This is a genomic window from Variovorax sp. dw_954, from assembly GCF_018449755.1.
Taxonomy (GTDB): domain Bacteria; phylum Pseudomonadota; class Gammaproteobacteria; order Burkholderiales; family Burkholderiaceae_C; genus Variovorax.
On the sequence record NZ_JAAVVD010000027.1, the window covers coordinates 1 to 24,356 of the forward strand.

Genomic DNA, 24,356 nt, shown 5'->3' on the forward strand with positions numbered 1-24,356 from the left:
CTATTGCGAACCGAGCGTATGAGGGCAGTCGACTTGGAAATGGCGACGTCGCCAGTGGAGACGGTTGGAGGTATCGCGGGCGGGGGCTGAAGCAACTCACGGGAAAGGCAAATTATCAAGATTTCATGAATAATTACGCCAAGGTTTGGAGCGATAAAGTTCCGGATGCCGTTAACAACCCGGAAATTCTCGAGGACGCGAAATACGCAGTGCGGTCAGGCGTATTTTTTTGGTTGCACTACAAGTTATATGAAGTTGCAGATCTAGGTCCTCAGGCAGAAACCGTGGATAAAATTACCCGGGTAATTAATCGAAGTACCAAGAGTTACCAGCAACGCCGGGACCACTTTTCGCACGGCTGGGAGAAACAAGCCTTTGATGGCATTTAGGAGGTGTGATGACGAAATGGAAGTGGGCGCGGATTATTGCACTGCTCTATTTGGTAAGTGCTTCTGCATTTGCAAAGGAAGCAAAAATTGACGGATCCTTCAAAATTGACTTTCTTAGCAAGAATGCTATTGTGACGTTTTTTGAGCGTGACGAAGAAGGTGGCAGTGTTGTTGATGCTTTCTTGCTGTTACCGAATTTGGACAAAAATTCGTACAGTTCGATAAGATTGGCGACAATTCCTCATGAGGGCGCGGCCCCCGTGATTGAGACGGTGTTCGCGGAGGATGTGGATAAAGACGGGAAAAGCGATCTCGTTGTCTTGGTTAAATGGCGAATAAGTCATCCCGGCATCGGAACTGACGGAGACTATTATAAATCCTACGTGTTTTCTGGGAATGCAAGCAGGCTTTCTTTTGAGGTCCCTCGCCTCGTAAAGATCGAAGAGAAAATTGGCAGTGGTCTAGATGGAACTAAGGAGGGTGTGCGATCTGTGTTTAAATATAAAGATGCGGGGTCGATAAGAAGATTGCTGCGCGAGTAGTGCCCGCAATTGCCGGGTTTCAATAAAATATGCCCTCCCAAATAATCATCCTCAAACACGACCGATGGCGCAAAGGCATCGGAGGGGCCCCCGCAGGTCTTACCGGCCAGAGCGACAGCAACGCCTACGCCGGTCTCGACCTCAATCTCGCGCAGCTCGCCAGCAGCACTTTCACCGGCAGCAGCTTCACCGCCACCACTTTCAGGCAAGCCGGCTGGACCACCTGCCACTTCACCGGTTGCACTTTCACAGGCTGCGATTTCGAGGGCATAACCGTCTCTGGATGCACGTTCGACAACTGCACCTTCGCCCATTCCCAATTCAAGAACAGTCAGTTCACCGCGAGCAGGTTCAACAACTGCCAGTGGAACGGCTTGAATTTCGACGGTGGCCATTGGTCGCAGGTCGATGTGCTTGGCTGCACCGGCACGACGGTGCAGGCCGACGGCCTTCGCGGCGAACATGTCGACTTCACCGGCAGCTACTTCGAGAACCTCGAGTTCAAGAACGCCAACATCAATTGAGACGAACCGCTCGCCTGCACCAAGCAAGCGTGCGCCAACAAGCAAAAAGCCCGCACAAGGCGGGCTCGATTCGCAAGCTAGCGAATCAGATCAGGCGGCGATAGCGGCGCGGTCTTGATTGGCCGCAGCACCAACCGCGATCTGGATGTCGCTGCGCGCCGAAGCCAGTGCGGCATTCTTGGCCGCGTCACCCATGCCCAGCCCTTCAGCCCGCACGAAGCGCACGTCGGTGATCCCGAAGAACCCGAAGATCACCTTGAGATAGCTCTCCTGGTGCTCCATCGCCTGACCACCTTCGCTGGTCGAGTACATGCCGCCGCGGCTCGAGGCCACGATCACGGTCTTGCCGCCGGCCAGGCCGACCGGGCCCTTGTCGGTGTACTTGAAGGTGCGGCCGATCTGCGCGATGCGGTCGATCCAGGCCTTCAGTTGCGTCGGGATGGTGAAGTTGTAGAAGGGCGCGCCGATGACGATCACGTCGGCAGCGAGGAACTGGCTGACCAGGCGCTCGGACACGGCGTTCTCGAAGCGCTGGGCTTCGGTCGGCTCGGCTTGCAGGCCGGTCTTGATGCCGATCGCGTCAGCGGTGAAGTGGTTGGGGGTGTCCACCGCCAGGTCGAGGTAGTCGACGGTGGCTTGCGGGTTCGCCTTGCGCCATTCGGCAACGATCTCGGCCGACAACAGACGGGAAACGGAGTTGGCGCCCAGGACACTGGAATCAACGTGCAGCAGTTTCATGATCTTTCGCTCTCTTTCAGTAAGTGAGCCGGCAAACGCGTCGGCATGGGGAGAAGTCTAAATTTGTAGTGACTGATTGATAAGTAGCTGAAAATGGCATACATCGTTCCAAAATCAGGACAATAAAGATGCTAGACCTCAACGACATGGTCTATTTCGCCGAGGTGGCGGAGCGCGGGGGCTTTGCTGCGGCGGGGCGGGCGCTGGGAATCCCGAAGTCGCGCCTCTCGCGGCGGGTAGCAGAGCTGGAGACGCAACTCGGCGTGCAACTCCTGCAGCGCAGCACCCGCAGCCTCTCGCTCACGCCCGCCGGCGAGCTGTACCTGCGCCATTGCGCCGCGATGCGCGATGCGGCCCAGGCGGCCGGCGAGGCCGTGGCCCAGGTGCAGACCGAGCCGCGCGGCACCATCCGCATCAGCTGTCCGGTGACGCTGGCGCACAGCAGCCTCGGGCCCTTGCTGCCGGTCTTCATGAGCCGCTACCCGGCGGTGCGCGTGGAGATGATGGTGATCAACCGGCCGGTCGATCCCGTGGAGGAGGGCGTCGACATCGCGCTGCGCGTACGGCCGGTGATCGAGAACAGTGCGACCCTGGTGGCGAAGAATTTCGGCGTGAGTCGAGGCTTGCTCGTGGCCAGTGCCGAGCTGGTGCAACGCCAGGGCCCGATCGAAAAGCCCGAAGACCTGTCGCGGCTCGACACCGTGGCGATGTCGGCCAGCGGCGATGGTCGCCAGAGCTGGCACCTCGGAGGGCCGGGCGGGGCAAGCTACGTGCACGTCCATTCGCCGCGCTACATCGCGGACGACCTGGCCACGCTGGTCTTCGCCGTCGTCGGCGGCATTGGTGCGTCGATCCTGCCGGACTACATGTGCACGCCTCACATCCGCAGTGGAAAGCTGGTCGAGCTGCTGCCGGAATGGGGCCCGCCGCCGGGGATCTGCCACGCCATGTTCCCGGCGCGCCGTGCGCTGGTGCCGGCCGTGCGCAAGCTGATCGATTTCCTGGCGGAGAACCTCGACGGCGCCGAGCCGCACGCAATCGTCACCTGCTGAACGCGTTCAGCTTTCGGCTGCGGTCGCCTCTTCGCCGACCGGCAGGTGGATCAGGCCGGTGTGGAAGTTGTATTCGAAGGCCTCGCCATAGCGGCCCCATTCGATCGCGGTGCGCAGCACGCGCTCGGCCACCGGCGCGTCGAGGCTCTCGCGCAGCAAGGCGAGGAACGGCTCTTCCGGCAGTTCGCCGGAAGGTGCCTGTTCCAGGCTGTGCCGGATGTGCGCAGCCAGCGGCACCCGGGCCAGCAGTTGTTGTCCGAACAGTTGCTGCCGCAGCGTGTGCGTGCCCGCGACATAGCTTCTTCCAAGCTCGGTCAGGTGCAGGTCGGCGTCGGCCAGTTGCGCGAAGCCGAGGCACGCCAGCGCCTGCGCGAGCGGCAACAACTCGTGGTCGGTGAGTTCGGCTTCCTCGGCCAGCCGGGGCAGGTCGGCACGGCCATCGCGGCCGTCTTCGACGAGCAATTCGAGCAGGGCTTCCATGCGCCCGACGTCGGCATCCGGCAAGCGGTCGCCGAGATGCATGGCCACCGGTTCGTCACGCGTGCGCCCGACCGCCGGAGCGCTTTCGGTCATGAGCGAATAGACCTCGTCGATCAAGGCGCGCACCTCGAGGCTGTCGACGTTGCGGGGCCGCGGCAGGTGGATCGGCAACTCGGCGCGCACGCGGCCGGGGTCGGTCGCGAAGATCAGCACGCGGTCGGCCATGAGCACGGCTTCCTCGATGTTGTGCGACACGATCAGCATCGCCTTGGTCGGCATCGAGCCGCTGCCCCAGAGTTGCAGGATGTCGTCGCGCAGGCGTTCGCCTGTGAGCACGTCGAGGGCGGAGAAGGCCTCGTCCATCAGCAGCACCTCGGGCTCCACGACGAGGGCGCGTGCAATGCCGACGCGCTGGCGCATGCCGCCTGACAGCTCGCGCGGCAACGCGCCCTCGAAGCCGGCCAGGCCGATCAGTTCGATGGCCGCCTCGGCGCGGCGCGCGCGCTCGGCCGGCGCCACGCCGCGCGCCTCCAGGCCCAGTTCCACGTTCTGCTGCACGGTGAGCCAAGGGAACAGCGCGAACGACTGGAACACCATCGCGATGCCGCGCGCAGGCCCGTACAGCGGCTGCCCGCGATAGCGCACCGTTCCGCCATCGACGCCGATCAGCCCGGCCAGGATGCGCAGCAAGGTCGACTTGCCCGAGCCGGACTGGCCGAGCAACGCCACGATCTCGCCCTCGGCCAGGCGCAGGTCGACGCCCTCGAGCACGGAGCGCGTGGCGCCGTCCGAACCGCGGAAGGACTTGCCCACGCCCTTCAATTCAACAATCGCTTCGGCCATGCATGGCTCCTCAAAAATGCATCCGGTTCTCGGCCAGGTCGTAGAGCCGGCGCCAGACGAAGTGGTTCATGCCCATGACGAACACGCACATCACGCCGATGCCCAGCGCGATGCGCGGGAAGTCGCCGATGGCCGTCATCTCGGCGATATAGCTGCCGAGCCCCGCCGCCTTCAGCGTGGTGTCGCCCCAGGTCACGTACTCGGCCACGATGCTCGCGTTCCACGAGCCGCCGCTGGCCGTGATCGCGCCCGTCACGAAGCTCGGGAACACCGCCGGCAGCAGGTAGCGCCGCCACATCAGCCAGCCCTTGAGGCCGAGGTTCTGCGCCGCATAGCGCAACTCGGTCGGCACGCTCGACGCACCGGCGATCACGTTGAACAGCAGGTACCACTGCGTGCCCAGCACCATCAGCGGCGCCAGCCAGATGTTCGGGTTCAGGTGCCAGCGCACGATGAACAAGACAGCCACGGGAAACATCAGGTTCGCCGGAAACGCGGCCATGAACTGCGCCACGCCCTGCAACCGCCCGGCCCAGCGCGGGTTCATGCCGATCCACACGCCGATCGGCACCCACACCAACGCGGCGAGCGCGATCAGCACCAGCACCCGCAGCATCGTGTAGAGGCCCAGCAGGAAGACGTGCCCTACCTCGCGCCAGCCCACTTCCGTGTGGATGAAGCGCGTGAGCCACAGTACCGCGACCAGCACCGCAGCCGCGACGATGGCATCCCAGATGCGCACGGCGGTGGGGTTGGCAGGCTGGGGCCGGGCCTTGATCGAGGTGCCGTCGTGGTCGCGGCGGAACAACGCGACCGAGCGATCGAGCAGGCCGGTGACGCGATGCACCGCATGCTTGATGCGGTCGGTGCGGCGCAGCCAGGTCAGTAGCCAGGAGTTCGGCGAATCCTCGCTGCTGCCTTCCTCGAACTTGAACTTGTCGGCCCAGGCGATCAGCGGGCGGAAGAACAACTGGTCATACAGCGTGATGCCGATCAGCATGCCGGCGATGGCCCAGCCGATCGCGCCCAGGTCGCGGGCCTCGATCGCCATCGCGATGTAGGAGCCCACGCCGGGCAGCTTGATGTTCTGGTTCGACACCGAGATGGCCTCCGACGCCACCACGAAGAACCAGCCGCCCGACATCGACATCATCATGTTCCAGAGCAGCCCCGGCATCGCAAAGGGCAGTTCCAGCCGCCAGAAGCGCTGCCAGCCGGAGAGCTGGAACACCTGTGCCGCCTCGCGCAGCTCGGCCGGCACCGTGCGCAGCGACTGGTACAGGCTGAACGCCATGTTCCAGGCCTGCGAGGTGAAGATGGCGAAGATGGCTGCGCATTCCACGCCGAGCAGGTTGCCGGGGAAGAGGGCGATGAAGCCCGTCACCGTGATCGACAGGAACCCCAGGATCGGGATCGACTGCAGGATGTCGAGCAACGGCACCAGCACCTTCTCGGCCGAGCGGTACTTGGTGGCCACCACCGCGAAGAGGCAACTGAACACCAGCGACGCGCCCAGCGCCAGGAACATCCGCAGCGTGGTCCGCAACAGGTAGTACGGCAGCATCCAGGGGTCGAGGCTGATCGGCAGCGTCTCGCCCAGTTCGTAGGGCCGTGCCATCTGCGAGCCGCCCCAGGCCAGCGCGAACAGCAGCGCCAGTACCAGCGGCAGCAGGGCCCAGTCCCAGCGGTTGCCGCCGGATGCGACCACCTGGCGGGGAACGAATCGTTTGTCGAACATCGGTGCGAATCCGGAGAAAACTGACGGACCCGGTCCGCGAACCGCGCCGATTGTGCCGACGCCTTCCGCCGCGAACCTGACTTCTTATGCGCTGGAGGCCATATTCTTACAAGCAGATATTCGTTTGTTATCTGTAGAAGGCCCCGGACAATCGGCGGCTCGCCCTCCAACCACGCCCCATGACCGCCTCATCCACCGGCATTTTCCCTGCCGAATCCCTGCCTGCTGCGCCGTGACGACGAGACTCATCATCGTTCCCGGCTGGCGCGACTCCGGCGCTGGCCACTGGCAGAGTCTGTGGGCCGAGCAATTGCAGGGCGCCGAGCGCGTCAGCCAGGACGACTGGGTCGCGCCGACCCGTGCCGCCTGGGTCGGCAACCTCGAAAAGCTCATCCTTTCGCGGCCCGAGTCCGTCGTGATCGCGGCGCACAGCCTTGGTTGCATCGCCGTGTCTCACCTGGGCCACGAAGCCGCCGAACGCATCGCCGGCGCCTTGCTGGTGGCGCCCGCGGACCCGGAACGCCGCTCCGTCCTGCACGACTTCGCCCCGGTGCCGTACGCGCTGCTGCCGTATCGCAGCATCGTCGTGGCCAGCAGCAACGACCCCTTCTGCCCGGTACGCCTGGCCGGCGCCTATGCCCGTTCCTGGGGCAGCGAATTCGTCCGCATGCAGAATGCGGGCCACATCAACATCGACTCCGGACATGGCGACTGGCCCCTCGGCCTCGCCTTGCTGCAGTCGCTGACCGACACGCCGGGACAACGTCCGGCGCTGCGGGACTCCATTGCAACCTCGACCTCTCCATGACCTCTCCGATCAAGTCCTCCAAGTTCCTGCTGGCCAGCCTCGCGCTGTTCGCCAGCGTCGCCAGCCATGCACAGAGCAACACGCTGCTCAATGCGTCGTATGACGTGGCCCGCGAGTTCTACAAGGACTACAACACCGCCTTCGTCGCCCACTACAAGAAGACCACCGGCAAGGACGTGAAGATCGACCAGTCGCATGGCGGCTCCAGCGCCCAGGCCCGCGCCGTGGCCGACGGCCTCGATGCCGACGTGGTCACCATGAACACCTCGACCGACGTCGAATTCCTCGCCGAGAAGGGCGTGGTCGCCAAGGACTGGGCCAGGAAGTTCCCCGACAACGCATCACCCACCACCTCGACGATGCTGATGCTCGTGCGCAACGGCAACCCCAAGGGCATCAAGGACTGGGACGATTTGATCAAGCCCGGCGTGCAGGTCGTGATCGTCAACCCCAAGACCGGCGGCAACGGCCGCTACGCCTACCTGGCCGCCTGGGGCTATGTGAAGAAGAAGGGCGGCACCGACGCGCAGGCCGCGGAGTTCGTGAGCAAGCTGTTCAAGAACGTGCCGATCCTGGCACGGGGCGGTCGCGACGCCACCACCGCGTTCCTGCAACGCAACATCGGCGACGCGCTGATCACCTTCGAATCCGAAGTGGTGTCCATCGATCGCGAGTTTGGCGCCGGCAAGGTCGACGCGGTGTACCCCTCGATCAGCATCGTGGCCGAGAACCCGGTCGCCGTCGTCGAGCGCACGACCGCCAAGAAGGGCACCGGCGAACTGGCCAAGGCCTACCTCGACTACCTCTATTCCGATGAAGCGCAGGAGATCGCGGCCAAGCATGCGCTGCGCCCGCGCTCGCAAGCCGTGCTCAAGAAGTACGCCACGACCTTCAAGCCGGTGCAACTGTTCACCGTGCAGGAACTCTTCGGCAGCCTGGGTGAAGCGCAGAAGGTGCACTTCAACGACGGCGGCCAGTTCGACAAGCTCTACGTTCCCGGCGCAAAGTAAGACATGAGCGGTGGTGTATCCACGGCGCTGCCGTCCGCGGTAGCGCCGCTTTCGCTTGCCGGCGCCCCACGGGCGTCGCGCCGCGTCCTGCCTGGCTTCAACCTGACGCTCGGCTACACGATCCTGTACCTCAGCCTGATCGTGCTGCTGCCGCTGTCGGCGCTGGTGTTCAAGACTTTCACCTTGACCTGGGACCAGTTCTGGGCGGCGGTGAGCGCGCCGCGCGTGGTGCATTCGTACAAGCTGACCTTCGGCGCGTCCCTCATCGCGGCGCTGGTCAACCTCGTGTTCGGGCTGCTCGTGGCGTGGGTGTTGGTGCGCTACAAGTTCCCGGGCAAGCGCATCGTCGATGCGCTGGTAGACCTGCCTTTCGCGTTGCCGACTGCGGTGGCCGGCATTTCGCTGACCGCGCTGCTCGCGGGCAATGGCTGGGTGGGCCAGTTCCTGGAGCCGCATGGCATCAAGCTGGCCTTCACGCCGGCAGGCATCGTGATCGCTTTGATCTTCATCGGGCTGCCGTTCGTGGTGCGCACGGTGCAACCGGTGCTGGAAGACACGGAGAAGGAACTCGAGGAGGCCGCGACCTCGCTCGGGGCGACACGCTTCCAGACCTTCACCAGGGTGATCCTGCCATCCATCACCCCGGCGCTGCTGACTGGCTTCGCGATGGCCTTCGCCCGCGCGATCGGTGAATACGGCTCGGTCATCTTCATCGCGGGCAACATGCCGATGGTTTCCGAGATCACGCCGCTGATCATCATCGGCAAGCTGGAGCAATACGACTACGCGGGCGCCACCGCGGTGGCGCTGGTGATGTTGGTGTTCTCCTTTGTGCTGCTGCTCGTGATCAACGGGCTGCAGGCGTGGCAGCGTCGGCGGTCGACTGGGGCGATGGCATGAGCGCCGCACGGCCGCCCGAAGGCACTCGCACCGCAGCGCGCAGCGCGGAGGTTTTCGAATGAGCGCGCCGGCCAAAGTCATTCGCCGGGCCAATGCGGGGACCACCGAATCGGCCTGGGTGCGTTGGACGCTGATCACCATCGCGCTGGCCTTCATGCTGCTGTTCCTCGTGCTGCCGCTGGCGGCCGTGGCGGCGGAAGCACTGCGCAAGGGCCTGGGCGCCTACCTCGAGGCGCTGCAAGAGCCCGATGCCTGGAGTGCCATCGAACTGACGCTGATCACCGCGGCCATCGCCGTGCCGCTGAACCTGGTGTTCGGCGTGGCAGCGGCCTGGGCCATTGCCAAGTACGAGTTCAAGGGCAAGGCCTTCCTGACGACCTTGGTGGACTTGCCTTTTGCCGTCTCGCCGGTCGTCGCGGGCCTGATCTACGTGCTGGTGTTCGGCGCGCAGGGTTGGCTCGGGCCGTGGCTGTCGGACCACAACGTCAAGATCATCTTCGCCGTGCCGGGCATCGTGCTGGCCACCGTGTTCGTGACCTTCCCATTCATCGCGCGGGAGCTGATTCCGCTGATGCAGGCGCAGGGCAGCGACGAGGAGCAGGCCGCGATCGTGCTCGGCGCGACCGGCTGGCAGACCTTCTGGCGCGTGACACTGCCGAACATCAAGTGGGGCCTGCTGTACGGCGTCATCCTCTGCAATGCGCGGGCGATGGGCGAGTTCGGCGCGGTGTCCGTGGTGTCGGGGCATATCCGCGGGCAGACCAACACCATCCCGCTGCATGTCGAGGTGCTCTACAACGAATACCAGTCGGTGGCTGCATTCGCCTGCGCCTCGTTGCTGGCGATCCTGGCGTTGGTGACGCTGGTCATCAAGTCGGTGATCGAGTGGCGGCATGAGCGGGAGATGAAGGCGATCGCGGAGTTGCCGCCAGAGCGGCCTACTGCTGCGTAACAGCCCTCACCCCAACCTTCTCCCCGAGGGGAGAGGGAGGAAGACCAGAGAGAAACATCATGAGCATTGAGATTCGCAACGTCAGCAAGCGGTTTGGCGATTTCCAGGCGCTGAAGGGCGTCAACCTCGACATCGAGTCGGGCGAACTGGTCGCGCTGCTGGGCCCGTCGGGCTGCGGCAAGACGACGTTGCTGCGCATCATCGCGGGGCTGGAGACGGCCGACAACGGCAACATCCTGTTCTCTGGGGAAGACACCACGGACGTGCACGTGCGCGAGCGCAACGTGGGCTTCGTGTTCCAGCATTACGCACTGTTCCGCCACATGACGGTGTTCGAGAACGTGGCTTTCGGCTTGCGCGTGAAGCCACGCAGCCAGCGCCCCGGCGAGGCCGCGATCAAGAAGAAGGTCATGGACCTGCTGAAGCTGGTGCAGCTCGACTGGCTGGCCGATCGCTATCCATCGCAGCTCTCCGGCGGCCAGCGCCAGCGCATCGCACTGGCGCGCGCATTGGCCGTGGAGCCGAAGGTACTGTTGCTCGACGAGCCCTTCGGCGCGCTGGATGCGAAGGTGCGCAAGGAACTGCGCCGCTGGCTGCGCCGCCTGCATGACGAACTACACGTCACCTCGATCTTCGTCACGCACGACCAGGAGGAGGCGCTCGAAGTGGCTGACCGCGTGGTCGTCATCAACAAGGGGCAGATCGAGCAGGTCGGCTCGCCGCAGCAGGTCTGGGACCATCCGGCCAGCCCCTTCGTCTACGGCTTCCTCGGCGACGTGAACCTGTTCCACGGCCGCGCGCACGAGGGCGAGGTGCAGGTCGAAGGCATCCGCCTGCAGGCACCGGAGCACAGCGCCGTGCAGGACAGCAAGGCGCTCGCCTATGTGCGGCCGCACGACCTCGACATCTCGCGCTACACGCCGGGCGCGGGCGGCATCGTGGCCACGCTGACGCGCGCCATCGTGGTCGGCCCGATCGCGCGGCTGGAACTTGAGCCCACCGAATCGAATCCAGATAATCCGGGCACCGGAACCATCATCGAGGCGCAACTCCCTGCGCAACAGTTCCGGGACCTGGGCTTGAAGGAGGGCGACACCGTGGTCGCCCAGCCGCGCAAGGCCAGGGTGTTCGTAGAAGACTGGGTATCTCCTTGATCGATTGGTTTTTTGGCGCACCGCGCCGCGCTTATGCGCTCATCTGCATCGCCTGCATCGGCATGCTGGCCTTCGGCATGTACCTTCAGCACATCGTCGGCCTCGAGCCTTGCCCGATGTGCGTGGTGCAGCGCTACGCTTTGATCGGGGTCGGGGTATTCGCCGCGATCGCGGCGCTGAGCCATCGCAAGGGCCTGCAGTTGCCTTTCGCGCTGCTGGCATTGCTGTCGGCCATCGGTGGGGGCTTCACGGCTGCACGCCAGACCTGGCTGCAATGGCATCCGCCGGAATACGTGAGCTGCGGCCGGGACATCTACGGAATGATCGAGAGCTTCCCGCTGCAACGCGCATTGCCCATGATCTTCAAGGGCAGCGGCGATTGCTCGAAGGTGGACTGGACCTTCCTCGGCCTGTCGATTGCCAACTGGTCCTTCATTTCGTTCGTGGTGTTCGGCTTGCTGCTGATCGTGTTGATTGCGCGCAGCTTTCGCCGCAGCCACTCGGCTTTCGCCACTGCCTGAACTTTTCCAGAGGCACACCAGCGGCGGCACTTCGGCCAGCCGCTGATGTCGCCCCCGGCAGGAGCCCGCGTGCCTACAACGGCAGCGTGTCGAATGCCGCGTAGGCCGTCGCCAGCCAGGTCTTCACGCGCTGGCGTTCGAGCAGGCCCAGCGCGGCCGGGCCCGTCTTGTCGTTCACGGCCTTCCAGAAGCTGGTGTTCTGCGCGTCGATCTTGCGCATGCTGGTCTCGTGCAGGCGAGGCATCGCAATGACCTGCGCGCCGGCGGCGGTCGCCTTGGACAGCGATTGCGAGCCGAGCAGCATGCCGAAGTCGCTGCCGCGGCCGTAGTTCTGCACCACGATGTAGTTCGGCCGCGTGCCGAAGGTGTCGATCAGCGTGCCGAGCAGGTCGGTCGAGTCGCGGCCATCGTCCAGCACATGCCAGAAGTTGACGGCCACGCCGAGTTCCTTGAAGACGTCGAAGAGGTCCGATTCCTTGATCCAGCTCGACAGCGGCGCCAGCGTCTGCGCGGCCAGGTCGACGATCACGCTCTGGTTTGGATTGGCTTCGAAGCCATTCACGATGGTGTCGAGCCCTTCGAAGCTGTCGACCACCACCGGCGAGGCAAAGCCCTCGTAGAAGCGCGTGAAGGAGCCGTGCGAGCGGTCGGTGTCGAAACCCACGAAAGGCCGGCTGCGATCGATGAAGTACTGCGCAAGCACCCGCGCCGTGACCGACTTGCCGACGCCGCCTTTTTCGCCGCCTATGAAATTGATGGAACTCATGTGCTGGTGCCCAGGAAGATTGGTGTTTGTGGAGGGGGAGGAAAGTCGCGGGGCATTCTAGGAGCCGGCCCGCGCACGGCGCTGTAAAAAACCGTGCCGGCATGCATCGATCGTGCCGGGCGGCGTTCCTCAGGGTTTGACCATCGCCAGAAATGGCGTGAGGCTGCCGAGCACGAAGTTCTGCCCGAAATCCAGCGCGGCCCGGCGGTACTTCTCGTCGGCCTGCGCGGCCATGAGGTCGAGCCGCGCCACCACTTTCGACAACTCGCGATCCGGCAGCAGGTTGCGGCCGCGGTCACTGATCTCGGTGGCCAGCAGCAGCGGCTGGCCGTCCGGGCCGGTCTTCGTCGTGATGAGCCACAGGGAGATCTCGACGTTGCGGGCCGCGCGATAGCTGTTCTCCGCATTGACGCCGTCGATCATGGTCTGGTCCCAGGTGTTGCCATTGGCTTCCTTGAGCATGCTGGCCCAGCCGACTGCCAGCGCCGCCACGCGATCGCCCTGGTAGCCCTGCGGGGCGGTCTCGAAGGCCATGCGGATTGCGTCGATGCCCAGCGTGCCACGCAACTCGGGCAGCGGCGTTCCCTTCAGGATGGTGTCCCAGGTGCGCTGGATCGCATCCTCCGGGCTCCTGGCCCACTTGCGCCACTCGCGCGGATTGCGGCGGTAGAGCGACAACTGCACACGGCGGATCGACTGCAGGTTGTCGCGAAATGCAAGGTTGGCGATGCGATTTGCGCCGGACTGGATCAACTCGCTGTTGCCGTACGGTTCGGCCCGTTCGGTGGAATTGATCATGCTGTTGCAGCCGGCCAGGCCGAAGGACGCGGCCGCGAGGCCCCACAGTGCGGCCCGGCGATGGAAAGGGGCTGATCCGACAGGCCGGCAAGGCATATCAGTTCTCATGCTCGCGGTGCGAAGGGCCATACGAGCGGGGTCTGTTCGTGGGCACCCGCGGAGCCGGCTTTGCCGGGCCGCTGGGTGCGCCCCTTCGAGGGCGCGCGCCGCAGGCGCTTGGGGGTGTTATCCATTTCTGCACGTTATCATCGTCGCCTTGCAAGGCAGCCGCTCAAGCTGTGCATTTTTCCTTACAAATCAACGTCTTGGCCGACTCGTCGTGCGCCTCAACTCCATCAAACTCTCCGGCTTCAAGTCGTTTGCCGAACCCACCAACTTCATGCTGCCCGGCCAACTGGTCGGCGTAGTGGGTCCCAATGGCTGCGGCAAGTCGAACATCATGGACGCGGTGCGCTGGGTGCTTGGCGAATCGCGCGCCTCCGAATTGCGCGGCGAATCGATGCAGGACGTGATCTTCAACGGCACGACCACCCGCAAGCAGGCCAGCCGCTCAAGCGTCGAACTGGTGTTCGACAACGCCGACCATCGCGCCGGCGGCCAATGGGCCCAATTCACTGAAATCGCGGTCAAGCGCGTGCTGACGCGCGACGGCACCTCCAGCTACTACATCAACAACCAGCCGGTGCGTCGCCGCGACGTGCAGGACGTGTTCCTCGGCACCGGCCTCGGCCCGCGCGCTTACGCGATCATCGGGCAGGGCACGATCAGCCGGATCATCGAATCGAAGCCAGAGGAACTGCGCCTCTTTCTCGAAGAAGCAGCCGGCGTCTCCAAGTACAAGGAGCGCCGCCGCGAGACCGAGAACCGCCTGGGTGACACGCGCGAGAACCTCACGCGCGTGGAAGACATCCTGCGCGAACTCAACGCCAACCTGGAACGCCTGGAGAAGCAGGCCGAGGTGGCCGCGCGCTACAACACGCTGAACGGCGACGTCACGCGCAAGCAGCACCAGTTGTGGCTGCTCAAGCGGACCGAAAGCGAGGCCGACCAGGCCAAGGTCAAGGCCGAGGCCGAACGGGCGATCAACGACCTCGAAAGCCGCACCGCCGACCTGCGCCATGTCGAGGCGGAACTGGAGACCGTGCGGCAGGCCCACTACGCGGCCGGCGACCACGTCAACCAGGCCCAGGGCAAGCTCTACGAAGCCAGCGCCGAAGTCGGCCGGCTCGAAGGCGAGATCCGCTTCGTCGTCGAGGGCCGTGCCCGCGTCGAGCAGCGCCTGCTGCAGTTGCGCGAGCAGATCGGCCAATGGGGCACGCGCCGTGAAGACGCCGCGGCCGAGATCGAGACCCTGGCCGGCCAGGGCGTCGATGCCGAGGAGCAGGCCATCCTGCTGGCTGCGCAACTCGAGGAACACGATGCGCGCCTGCCCGAACTCGAAGAGGCCCAGCAGCGCGCACAGGACGAGGCCAATGCCCAGCGCGGCAGCGTGGTCCAGGTCCAGCAGCAGATCCAGGTTCTCGCCGCCGACCAGCGCAACATCGACGAACAGACGCGCCAATTGCAGCAACGCAGCGAGCGCCTGCGCAACGACCAACGCTCACTCGACGCGCCCGACGAAGCCAGGCTTGCCGACCTCCAGGAGCAACTGGAAGCAGCCCAGGAGGCGGCGAGCGAAGCCGAGGCCCGGCTGCATGACTTGCAGGAGCAGGTTCCGCAACTCGACGACGACCGCCGCACGCGCCAGCAGGCCGTCAACACCGAGGGCGGCCGGCTCACCGAGTTCTCGGCCCGCCTCGAAGCGCTCAAGGCATTGCAGGAAAAGGTCAAGACCGACGGCAAGCTCGCACCTTGGCTCGCGAAGCATGGCCTCGATGGCCTGCAGGGCCTGTGGAGTCGCATCCACATCGAGCAGGGTTGGGAGAACGCGCTTGAATCGGCGCTGCGCGAACGCATGGGCGCGCTCGAAGTCAGCCGCCTGGACATGGTCCGCGCCTTTGGCAACGATGCGCCTCCGGCCAAGCTGGCCTTCTACAGCCCGCCCAGCGCGGGCGTCGCACCAGACGCATCAGAACTGCCGCGCCTGTCCGACCTGCTGCGCTTGAACGATGCCGGCCTGCAGGCCCTGCTGGTCGACTGGCTGCACGGCTGCTTCACCGCGGGGAACCTCGACGACGCGCTGGCGCAGCGCAATCGCCTCAAGTCCGGCGAAGTGATCTACGTGAAGAGTGGCCATGCGGTGTCCGCGCACGGCGTGAGCTTCTACGCGCAGGATTCGGAGCAGGCCGGCCTGTTGGCGCGCCAGCAGGAAATGGAGAACCTGGAGCGCCAGATCCGCGCGCAGGCCCTGATCAGCGACGAAGCCCGTACCGCCCTGGTGCGCGCCGAGGCCGCTTACGGCGATGCCGCATCGCGCCTGGTCACGGCGCGACGCGAATCCGCCGAAACCCGGTCGCGTGCGCATGAACTGCAGGTCGAGAACTTGCGCCTGACCCAACTGGCGGAACAGGCGCGCGCCCGCAGCCAGCAACTCGCCAGCGACCTCGGCGAAGTCGATGCGCAACTGGAAGAGTTGCAGGAACGCCGCATCGCCGCCGAAGCGCGCTTCGAGGAACTGGACTTGCAACTGGCGGACAGCCAGGAGCGCCACGCGCAACTCGATGAGCGCGTGATCGAAGCCGCGCGCCGGCTTTCCGCGAGCCGCGAGCAGCACCGCAGCCTGGAGCGGCAGGCTCAGGAAGCGACGTTCTCGCAGCGCACGCTGGAAGCGCGTCGCGGCGAGCTGAGCCGCGCGATCGAAACCGCCACTCAGCAATCGGTGGCGCTGGCCGAAGAGCAGGAGCGCGCACAGGGCGAGCTGACCCGGCTGTCCGACGCCGCGGCGCAAGCCGGCCTGCAGGATGCCCTGGCCCTCAAGCTCGAACGCGAAGCCTCGCTGGGCGCCATGCGCAGCCAGTACGACGACCTCACCATCAAGCTGCGCGCCAGCGACGAACGCCGCCTGCGGCTCGAACGCGAGCTGGAGCCCCTGCGCAGCCGCATCACCGAATTCCAGTTGAAGGAACAGGCCGCGCGCCTCGGCTTCGAGCAATACGCGCAGCTGCTGATCGACGCACAGGCCGACATCGAGGCCGTCGCGTTGTCGATCGAGACCGACAAGGTGCGCCTCACCGGGCTGCAAGGTGAAATCGACCGGCTTCATCGCGAAGTGGCGGCGCTCGGCGCGGTGAACCTCGCGGCGCTCGATGAACTTGCCATCGCCAGCGAACGCAAGACCTTCCTCGACGCCCAGTCGGCCGACCTCAACGAAGCCATCGGCACGCTGGAGGACGCCATCCGCAAGATCGACGGCGAGACGCGCGAACTGCTCGGCGGCACCTTCAAGATCGTCAACGAGCACTTCAGCCGCATGTTCCCCGAGCTGTTCGGCGGCGGCACGGCCCGGCTCATGATGACCGGCGATGAGATCCTCGATTCCGGCGTGCAGGTGATGGCCCAGCCGCCCGGCAAGAAGAACCAGACCATCCACCTGCTCTCGGGCGGCGAGAAAGCGCTCACCGCCATCGCGCTGGTGTTCGCCATCTTCCAGCTCAACCCCGCACCTTTCTGCCTGCTCGACGAAGTGGATGCGCCGCTCGACGACGCGAACACCGAGCGCTATGCCAAACTCGTCACTGCCATGAGCCGCGAAACCCAATTCCTCTTCATCAGCCACAACAAGATCGCCATGGAAATGGCCGAACAACTCATCGGCGTCACGATGCAGGAGCAAGGCGTCTCGCGCATCGTCGCCGTCGATATGGAGGCCGCGAAGTCGATGGCTGAAATGGCATGAGCAATTTGACGGTTGCCCTTGCCATCCTGGGCGGCCTCGTGCTCGCCGCGGTGGTTGGCTACAACGCCTGGATGTCGCGCCGCAACGCGCCGAAGCAGCCCGACGCCTCGACGCAGCCAGCGCCATTGGAAGGTGTGCCGGGGTCGAACTTCGGCACCGAGCCGGTGCTGCACCTCGACCCGCACCACGCGCCCGGCGGCGATCGCCATGAGCCCTTGTTCGACCCGGACCTGCCGCCACCGAGCGGCCTGACTGCCTCCACCGCCGACAAGCGCGGCGGCCTCGACCCCCTGATCGACGTGATCGCGCCGGTGTCGCTCGACGGCCTGGCCTCCGGCGATGCGGCCTTGGCCGCCATGCCGGCCACGCGACGCGCCGGCAGCAAGCCGGTGGCCGTCGAAGGACTCAACGAACACACGGCCAACTGGGAGCAGCCTGTTCCTGGCCAGCGCTACGGCGCTTTCCAGGTCGGCGTGCAACTGGCCAACCGCACCGGCGCGCTCAACGAGATCGAATACTCCGAATTCGTCGTCAAGGCGCAAGCCTTCGCCGACATGGTCAGCGGCGCGCCCGAGTTCCCCGAGATGCTCGACGAGGTGGCGCGCGCCCGCGAACTCGACCAGTTCGCCAGCGCGCACGATGCGCAGCTCGGCTTCGTGCTGCGCGCCCTGCATGCCGCGTGGAGCCCGGGCTACGTGCAGCAGAGCGCGGCGCGGCACGGTTTTGTCGCCGGGATGATTCCGGGCCGCATGGTCCTGCCCACCAGCGAACCTGGCTTGCCGCCGATCCTCGGCCTCTCGTTCGACACCCAGGCCGCGCTCGCTGACGATCCGGCGCAGTCCGCCATCCGCGAACTCACCTTGAGCCTCGACGTGCCGCAAGTCGACCGCAGCGAACGGCCTTTCGAGCGCATGCGCGAGGTGGCTGCGGCGCTGGCACGCGAGATGGACGGCGTGGTGACGGACGGCGACGGCCAGTTGCTGCGAGACGAGATCATGGACGTGATCGGCACTGACCTCGAGCAGCTCTACGACACGCTCGATTCGCGCGAGCTTTCCGCCGGTTCGGGCCTGGCGCGGCGGCTGTTCAGCTAGGGCCAGCGCGTACGGGTTGCAGCCGGCTTCGACGTTGTCGTGGCGCTGCACCGCAGCCACGATCTGGATCCCCGACAATCTTGCAGACGATTCCGACATGACCCCACCCAACAAGCAGTCGGCAACCGACGAGGCCGCGAGCCTGCGATCGAAGCTGCGCCACCACGCGCACCTCTACTACGTGCTCGACGCGCCCGAGCTTCCGGACGCGGAGTACGACAAGCTGTTCCAGCGCCTGCAAGCCATCGAGGCCGAGCACCCTGAACTGCGGACGCCCGATTCACCGACCTTGCGCGTCGGCGGCAAGGTGCTCGATGGCTTCATCAAGGTGCGCCACAAGGTGCCGATGCTGTCGATCCGCACGGAGACCGACATCACCGCCGGCGGCGCCAGCGCCTTCGACGCGCGCGTGCGTCGTGAACTGGGGCTCGCGGAGGACGCGCCACCCATCGAATACATCTGCGAGCTCAAGTTCGACGGCCTTGCGATGAACCTGCGCTATGAAGACGGCGTGCTGGTGCAGGCCGCCACGCGTGGCGACGGCGAGGTGGGCGAGGACGTCACGCAGAACATTCGCACCATCCAGCAGATACCGCTGCGCCTGCAGGGCGATGCGCCTCCCGTGGTGGAAGTGCGCGGCGAGGTCTACATGCGCCGCGACCAGTTCGAGGCGCTGAACGAGCGCCAGCGCGAGAAGATCGCTGCCGGGCAGAAGAACGAGAAGGTGTTCGTCAATCCGCGCAATGCAGCGGCCGGCGCCGTGCGTCAGCTCGATCCGGCGATTGCGGCGGCGCGCCCGTTGAGCTTCTTCGCCTATGGGCTCGGCGAAGTCACGCCAGCCGAACAAGGCGGCCCGGATTGCGCGACCCAGTTCGATTGGCTGCAGCAGTTCGCGGCCTGGGGATTCCCGGTCGCGACACAGACGCAACGCGCGCTCGGCGCCGCGGCATTGGTGGCGTTCCACGAGGCAATGGGCCGTGCGCGCGATGGCTTGCCGTATGACATCGACGGCGTGGTCTACAAGGTCGACAGCCTGGCGCTGCAGCGGCAACTCGGCTTCGTCTCTCGCGAGCCGCGCTGGGCGGTGGCCCACAAGTACCCGGCGCAGGAGCAACTCACCGAAGTGCTGGCCATCGACATCCAGGTCGGCCGCACCGGCAAGCTCACGCCGGTGGCCAAGCTGGCGCCGGTGTTCGTCGGCGGCGTGACTGTCACCAATGCCACGCTCCACAATGAGGACGAGGCGCGCCGCAAGGACGTGCGCGTGGGCGACACGGTCATCGTGCGGCGCGCCGGCGACGTGATTCCCGAAGTGGTCGGCGTGGTGGCGGAGAGCATCGCGAAGCCGGGCGACCAGCGCGGCGCCATCTTCACGATGCCGCACAAGTGCCCGGTCTGCGGCTCGGATGCGGTGCGCGAGGAGGGCGAGGCCGACTACCGTTGCACCGGTGGATTGTTCTGCGGCGCCCAGCGCAAGGAGGCGATCCTGCATTTCGCGGCGCGCCGCGCGGTGGAAGTCGAGGGGCTCGGCGACAAGCTGGTCGAACAACTGGTCGACGCCAACCTGATCCGCACCTTGCCGGACCTCTACAAGCTCGGTTTCACCACGCTGGTCGGGCTCGACCGCATGGCCGAGAAGTCGGCGAAGAACATTGTCGAGGCGCTGGAGAAGTCGAAGACGACGACCTTGAACCGCTTCTTGTTCGGCCTCGGCATCCGCCATGTCGGCGAGAGCACGGCCAAGGACCTGGCCAAGCATTTCGGCAAGCTCGACGCGATCATGGACGCGACCGAGGAACAACTGCTCGAGGTCAACGACGTCGGCCCGGTGGTTGCGCAAAGCCTGCGCACCTTTTTCGACCAGGCCCACAACCGCGAAGTGGTCGAACAATTGCGTGCCTGCGGCCTGCAGTGGGAAGAGGGCGAGCCCGCGGCGCGCGCGCCCAAACCGCTCGCGGGCACGACCTTCGTTATCACCGGCACTCTTCCTACGCTCGGCCGTGACGAAGCCAAGGACAAGTTGGAAGCAGCCGGTGCCAAGGTTTCGGGCTCCGTCAGCAAGAAGACGACGTATGTCGTGGCAGGCGCCGAAGCAGGCAGCAAGCTCGACAAGGCGCGTGAACTCGGTGTCGAAGTGATCGACGAAGCACGAATGCTCGAAATGTTGGCAAAGCCGGATTGAGGTTTACCCCGGGTTTACCTCGCGCCACCCTGGTGCGGTCAACAGTGACGGCGCCGGGCCGTTGAACAGGTTGACCAGGAGGCATTTGCCATGAACAGAATTCGATTCCTTGCATTGTTGGCCGCGGTGGGTGCAGCGGCTGCGCTGACCGGGTGCGTGGCGCCGGGCTACTACTACGGCGACCAGGGCTACGGACAGCCTTACTACGGAGAACCCGGCCCGGTGGTCGTCGCGCCGCCGGTGACGGTTGGCGTCGGCGTTGGCGGTTATTGGGGCGGCGGTGGCGGTTACTACGACCGTGGCTATTACGGCCGTCCTGCCTACCGGCCCGGGTACGCGCCGGGCCCTGCGCCACATCCGGGATATGGCCCGGGGAATGCACCGCGTCCCGGCTATGGCCAAGGTTATGCGCGGCAGGGCCCCGGTCCTGCCCAGGGTGGCCCTCGCCAGGCCCCGCCAAGGCAGCCAGGTTGGCAGACTGGCGGGGAGCGGGTGATCCAGGGACCGGTGGGTGCTGAGCATCCCTCGGGTCCGTGATTTGCGGAACGTCCCTCGCGATAATCGACAGATGACTATTCGCGAGATTCTGAAAATGGGCGATCCGCGCCTGCTGCGCATCGCCCAGCCCGTCCCCGCATTCGACACCGACGAACTCCACATGCTGGTGCGCGACATGTTCGAGACCATGCATTCGGTGAACGGCGCCGGCCTGGCAGCACCGCAGATCGGCGTCGACCAGCAACTCGTGATCTTCGGCACCGACGCCGTCAATCCCCGTTATCCGGATGCACCGCTGGTGCCGCGCACGGTGCTGCTCAACCCCGTCATCACGCCGATCGGCGACGAAGAGGAGGAGGGCTGGGAGGGATGCCTTTCAGTGCCGGGCCTGCGCGGTGTGGTGCCGCGATTCGCGAACATCCGCTACACCGGCTTCGATCCGTACGGCGACCCGATCGACCGCACGGTGAGCGGCTTCCATGCGCGCGTGGTGCAACATGAAGTCGATCACTTGCTGGGCAAGCTGTACCCGATGCGCGTGCGCGACTTCTCGCGCTTCGGCTTTACCGAGGTGTTGTTTCCGGGGCTCGACGCCAGCGAGGACGACTGATACGACTTCGGGATCAAGCGCATCACTGCGTTGGATCGACTTGCCGTGCTACCGTACCGTCTTCGGCGCTCCGCCTTGTTCTGCGCTTGATTGCAAGGTCGTACGAGGCACACCCTACAGCGCCAGCATTTCGCGCCTGGCAATGACCTGCCGGGCCCAATCGCGGTGGACCACCGCTTCGTACATGGTGCCGTCGTGCTTGAAGACGGCGGGGCAATCGGGCTCCATCAGGCGGCGCGCCGCAATCAACTCGCTGGCGCTCACGTGAAAGGCCGCCTCGATCGTCGTGATCTGCGCGGGATGGATCGCGGTCTTGCCGCAGAAGCCGAAAGCAGCGTCGCGCCTGGCCTCCTGTGCAAGGACATGTTCGTCTTCGATGAAGTCGAACACGGGCGCGGTCAGGGCGAATCCCAGTGGCTTGAACGTCAACACCAGTTGAGAAAGCAGGCTGCCCAACGGCGTGTCGTACAAGGTGAACCCGCGCGTGCGACGCAGGCCCAGGAGGCGCAGCAAATCGCTGCCGCCCACGCGCAAAGCCAGGATCCTCGACTTCCATTCATCCTGGCAGAGCGCCCGGGACAGTTCGTGCATGGCGTCGGGGTTGAAGACCTCGGGCGTTTCAAGCGTGGGCATGAGCCAGAAATTCCTGCCCTTCAACAGAGCGCGGTATTGCGGCAGCACCGTCATCGTGAACTTCGGCAGGACGAAGCCGTCGAGCTTCTCGACCCCGGGCATCGCCAGTACGCGCGCCATCACGACGGGATTGCGCACACGCACGAAGCGCAGCAGGTCGGGCCGCAGTTCAGACGGATCCAGCGCCCGAAGGACAGCGGCCAGGTTGGCCAAAGCGCCTTCCAGTTCGCCATCGGCAACGGCGTCCTCGGTGCAGGCGATGACGGAGCGCAAGGCCGGTATTTCGCGTCCGGAAAGGACCGCGCCCAACTTCGAACGGGTCGCCGGCACGTAGAGCGAAGCGCCCAGATGCGGCGCGCAGGCAGTGGCGGGTTTCATAGGCGAAATCAGTCCTCTCCAAGTGTCTTGATGACGGCGGCCGCACGCACTTGCAGCGCCGGGTCCAGTTCAATGGGCACGTACGCCCTTTCGGCCAGCCACGCCAGGTGCGCCGTGGCGGGGTCCGTGCGATTTCGCAGCAGGAGCATGTGAGGCATGCGGCGCAACATCACGCGCGTGGACTCGCCAATACCGGGCTTGATGAGGTTGACGTCCTGGATGTCGTAGCGGCGGGCAAGCCCATCAAGAAGTGCTTGCGACTTCGCCCGCAGCCGCACGGCATCGTGCGGGGGCAGGGGCTCCGACAGGTATCGATCACTGTCGTCCTGCAACGCCTGGGCGATGCCTTCGACGAACCACCGGGACCGGTCCTGCGCCTGCCATTCCGGGTAAAGCAGGCAGCCATGGAAATCCTTGGGGCCGATCTGCTCGTTGAGGATGGAACGGCTCACGAGGCCGGACACCGTCGAATTGAGCACGGCCGAAGGGATGAGGTAGTCATCCGACGATCCCGCCGCGAATGCCTGCCCGGCAAGGTCGCACAGCACGAAGAGCTGCGCTGGAATGGTCAAGCGGCGGCTGGCGTTGAATGACGCCAGCGAGCGAACCAGCTCGCGCGCGATGGCGCCCTTGCCGGTCCAGCCATCCACGAAGACCAGCGAGTCCGATGCATGCCTGGACAAGATGAAATCCAGCGCAACGGCGTCGAGCCCGCGATCGCGGACGATGGAGACGCAATAGTGCGGAGCATCGATGTCGAAGTACATCGCCAGCGTGCGGCGCAACAGCACGCCGACGGGCGTGCCGGCACGGGCGAACGACACCAGCGTGATGTCCTTTCCGCGTGCTGCGACGATGTGCCGGGCCAGCCGCATGACGTCACGCGCCATGCATGCCGCGTTGCGTTCCACGGCCTGCTCGAACAGCGAGAAGTACTCCGGCGAAGGCAACTGCTCGCGGCCGATCATTTCGCTGTAGTGGCGCTGCCCTGTCTGGATCAGGCGCTCCTTTTCCGCGGTGTCGGTGATGGGCGCCAGCGTGAGGGGCTTCAGCAGGAAGCGAACGTCTTCGGCCAGGTAGCTGCCATGCAGCGGCGCGCGGTCATCCAGCATGCGTGCGCTCCTTCTGGCCGGCCAGCCGATGACCCAGTTGCGTGCCGCCCGGCGTCATGCCGTAGTCGCACAAGGCCATGAAATCGGCATCGCTGTAGCTGTCCCCGAAGCCGATGCTCACGATCTCGCCATGCACCGAGCGCAAGCGAGACAACAGGAATGCCAGGGCGGCGGACTTGTCCAGCCCCGGCGGGAGCAACGCGAGGTTGTTGGCGTTCTGATGGCTGCGAAACCCGGCATGCGCCGCCAGCCACGGGCCCAGCACCTCATCGCCGAGTTGCCTCAGCGCATCGGCGTCGTGCTCGCGGTGCTTTGCGACCACGTATTGCGCCAGCCCGCCTTCGTGCATCACGCGCGCCCACGCGTTCAATCCGCGGGCATCGATCGCAGCCTGCAGCAGCTGGCAGGTTTCCTCCAGCAAAGGTGCGGCCGGCCCCAGGACCTGCGCCATGTGGGCCGCCCATTCGGCGTCTTCCTGGCCATCCGCGTCCAGCAGCACGCCGCCGAAGCCCACGATGGCAGGGCCGGAGAACGACAGCAGGACACGGCGATAGGCTTCCACGCTGCGTGCTGTCACCGGCACCAGTCGGGCATCTCGCGCCAGCCAGTCCAGAAGGGCGCGCTGCCGACCGTTACTGTACGACACGACGTCGCCATTCCGGAGCAACGCGGCAGGCTGCGCATCCTCGCCTGGGGCACGTTTGCGCGCGCTGGAGAACAGCGTGTTGTCCAGGTCGCTGAACACGAACACGGGCGGCCGGGCGGCGCTCATTGGGTGACCTTCGCGCTGCGCGCTGCG

At 65.4% G+C, this 24,356-nt stretch carries 22 protein-coding genes and 1 pseudogene; 15 read left to right on the forward strand and 8 right to left on the reverse strand.

Annotated elements, in window-relative coordinates; all coding sequences use genetic code 11:
- The 3 genes and pseudogenes from HB681_RS30465 to HB681_RS30475 form a co-directional block, all read left to right on the forward strand.
- Window positions 1-389, forward strand: a pseudogene (locus HB681_RS30465) (chitinase); the annotation flags it as partial.
- 8 nt (window positions 390-397) lie between these two features.
- Window positions 398-931, forward strand: a complete 534-nt coding sequence (locus HB681_RS30470) for a hypothetical protein (RefSeq protein WP_213958630.1) — start codon at window positions 398-400, stop codon at window positions 929-931.
- A 29-nt stretch (window positions 932-960) separates the two neighbouring features.
- Window positions 961-1,455, forward strand: coding sequence for a pentapeptide repeat-containing protein (locus HB681_RS30475; RefSeq protein ID WP_213958631.1), 495 nt, complete (start codon window positions 961-963; stop codon window positions 1,453-1,455).
- A 90-nt stretch (window positions 1,456-1,545) separates the two neighbouring features.
- Here the strand turns inward: HB681_RS30475 and HB681_RS30480 are convergent, their stop codons facing one another.
- The gene (locus tag HB681_RS30480; RefSeq protein ID WP_213958632.1) at window positions 1,546-2,193 is read right to left on the reverse strand and encodes an FMN-dependent NADH-azoreductase; all 648 of its coding nucleotides are present in this window, start codon (window positions 2,191-2,193) and stop codon (window positions 1,546-1,548) included.
- Between the two features lie 128 nt (window positions 2,194-2,321).
- Between HB681_RS30480 and HB681_RS30485 the strand changes: the two genes are divergently transcribed.
- Window positions 2,322-3,245: a LysR family transcriptional regulator gene (locus tag HB681_RS30485; RefSeq protein ID WP_213958633.1), complete on the forward strand. Its 924-nt coding sequence runs from the start codon at window positions 2,322-2,324 to the stop codon at window positions 3,243-3,245.
- A gap of 6 nt (window positions 3,246-3,251) precedes the next feature.
- Here HB681_RS30485 and HB681_RS30490 read toward each other — a convergent pair whose 3' ends face one another.
- Window positions 3,252-4,568: a nitrate/sulfonate/bicarbonate ABC transporter ATP-binding protein gene (locus tag HB681_RS30490; RefSeq protein ID WP_213958634.1), complete on the reverse strand. Its 1,317-nt coding sequence runs from the start codon at window positions 4,566-4,568 to the stop codon at window positions 3,252-3,254.
- Between the two features lie 10 nt (window positions 4,569-4,578).
- A complete protein-coding gene (locus tag HB681_RS30495) occupies window positions 4,579-6,306 on the reverse strand; it encodes an ABC transporter permease subunit (protein ID WP_213958635.1) in 1,728 nt (575 codons plus the stop codon).
- Between the two features lie 232 nt (window positions 6,307-6,538).
- Between HB681_RS30495 and HB681_RS30500 the strand changes: the two genes are divergently transcribed.
- Genes HB681_RS30500 through HB681_RS30525 form a run of 6 tightly spaced genes read left to right on the forward strand, consistent with a single transcriptional unit; the run spans window position 6,539 to window position 11,651 of the window.
- Window positions 6,539-7,114 (forward strand): alpha/beta hydrolase, encoded by a 576-nt coding sequence (locus HB681_RS30500; RefSeq protein ID WP_213958636.1) that lies wholly within the window; start codon window positions 6,539-6,541, stop codon window positions 7,112-7,114.
- On the forward strand, window positions 7,111-8,124 hold the full coding sequence (locus tag HB681_RS30505; protein ID WP_213958637.1) for a sulfate ABC transporter substrate-binding protein: 1,014 nt from the start codon (window positions 7,111-7,113) through the stop codon (window positions 8,122-8,124). The genes HB681_RS30500 and HB681_RS30505 overlap by 4 nt, the downstream gene beginning before the upstream one ends.
- Before the next feature lie 3 nt (window positions 8,125-8,127).
- A complete protein-coding gene (gene cysT / locus HB681_RS30510) occupies window positions 8,128-9,024 on the forward strand; it encodes a sulfate ABC transporter permease subunit CysT (protein WP_213958638.1) in 897 nt (298 codons plus the stop codon).
- Between the two features lie 58 nt (window positions 9,025-9,082).
- On the forward strand, window positions 9,083-9,976 hold the full coding sequence (gene cysW / locus HB681_RS30515; protein WP_213958639.1) for a sulfate ABC transporter permease subunit CysW: 894 nt from the start codon (window positions 9,083-9,085) through the stop codon (window positions 9,974-9,976).
- Window positions 9,977-10,035: 59 nt separating this feature from the next.
- Complete coding sequence (locus tag HB681_RS30520; RefSeq protein ID WP_213958640.1) at window positions 10,036-11,130, forward strand: sulfate ABC transporter ATP-binding protein; 1,095 nt, start codon at window positions 10,036-10,038, stop codon at window positions 11,128-11,130.
- Window positions 11,127-11,651 carry a disulfide bond formation protein B gene (locus tag HB681_RS30525; RefSeq protein ID WP_213958641.1) on the forward strand — a complete coding sequence of 175 codons (525 nt, stop codon included), beginning with the start codon at window positions 11,127-11,129 and terminating at the stop codon, window positions 11,649-11,651. The genes HB681_RS30520 and HB681_RS30525 overlap by 4 nt, the downstream gene beginning before the upstream one ends.
- Before the next feature lie 73 nt (window positions 11,652-11,724).
- Here the strand turns inward: HB681_RS30525 and HB681_RS30530 are convergent, their stop codons facing one another.
- Window positions 11,725-12,417 (reverse strand): mobilization protein, encoded by a 693-nt coding sequence (locus HB681_RS30530; RefSeq protein ID WP_213958642.1) that lies wholly within the window; start codon window positions 12,415-12,417, stop codon window positions 11,725-11,727.
- Between the two features lie 129 nt (window positions 12,418-12,546).
- On the reverse strand, window positions 12,547-13,215 hold the full coding sequence (locus HB681_RS30535) for a hypothetical protein (RefSeq protein WP_256354447.1): 669 nt from the start codon (window positions 13,213-13,215) through the stop codon (window positions 12,547-12,549).
- A 319-nt stretch (window positions 13,216-13,534) separates the two neighbouring features.
- On the opposite strand from HB681_RS30535, the gene smc reads away from it, so the two are divergent.
- The 5 genes from smc (at window position 13,535) to def (ending at window position 21,434) form a co-directional block, all read left to right on the forward strand.
- The gene (gene smc / locus HB681_RS30540; RefSeq protein ID WP_213958644.1) at window positions 13,535-17,050 is read left to right on the forward strand and encodes a chromosome segregation protein SMC; all 3,516 of its coding nucleotides are present in this window, start codon (window positions 13,535-13,537) and stop codon (window positions 17,048-17,050) included.
- Complete coding sequence (locus HB681_RS30545; protein WP_213958645.1) at window positions 17,047-18,144, forward strand: cell division protein ZipA C-terminal FtsZ-binding domain-containing protein; 1,098 nt, start codon at window positions 17,047-17,049, stop codon at window positions 18,142-18,144. Before smc ends, HB681_RS30545 begins: the two co-directional genes overlap by 4 nt.
- Window positions 18,145-18,241: 97 nt before the next feature.
- Window positions 18,242-20,326: an NAD-dependent DNA ligase LigA gene (gene ligA, locus HB681_RS30550; protein WP_213958646.1), complete on the forward strand. Its 2,085-nt coding sequence runs from the start codon at window positions 18,242-18,244 to the stop codon at window positions 20,324-20,326.
- A gap of 90 nt (window positions 20,327-20,416) precedes the next feature.
- Window positions 20,417-20,863 carry a hypothetical protein gene (locus tag HB681_RS30555; RefSeq protein ID WP_213958647.1) on the forward strand — a complete coding sequence of 149 codons (447 nt, stop codon included), beginning with the start codon at window positions 20,417-20,419 and terminating at the stop codon, window positions 20,861-20,863.
- A 31-nt stretch (window positions 20,864-20,894) separates the two neighbouring features.
- Window positions 20,895-21,434 carry a peptide deformylase gene (gene def / locus HB681_RS30560; protein WP_213958648.1) on the forward strand — a complete coding sequence of 180 codons (540 nt, stop codon included), beginning with the start codon at window positions 20,895-20,897 and terminating at the stop codon, window positions 21,432-21,434.
- Between the two features lie 114 nt (window positions 21,435-21,548).
- Here def and HB681_RS30565 read toward each other — a convergent pair whose 3' ends face one another.
- From HB681_RS30565 to HB681_RS30575, 3 genes are read right to left on the reverse strand one after another with little or no spacing between them, the layout of a single operon-like run.
- Window positions 21,549-22,445 (reverse strand): HpcH/HpaI aldolase/citrate lyase family protein, encoded by an 897-nt coding sequence (locus HB681_RS30565; protein WP_213958649.1) that lies wholly within the window; start codon window positions 22,443-22,445, stop codon window positions 21,549-21,551.
- Between the two features lie 8 nt (window positions 22,446-22,453).
- The gene (locus HB681_RS30570; RefSeq protein WP_213958650.1) at window positions 22,454-23,557 is read right to left on the reverse strand and encodes a cysteine protease StiP domain-containing protein; all 1,104 of its coding nucleotides are present in this window, start codon (window positions 23,555-23,557) and stop codon (window positions 22,454-22,456) included.
- A complete protein-coding gene (locus tag HB681_RS30575; RefSeq protein ID WP_213958651.1) occupies window positions 23,547-24,329 on the reverse strand; it encodes a hypothetical protein in 783 nt (260 codons plus the stop codon). The genes HB681_RS30570 and HB681_RS30575 overlap by 11 nt, the downstream gene beginning before the upstream one ends.
- Window positions 24,330-24,356: the final 27 nt, after the last annotated feature.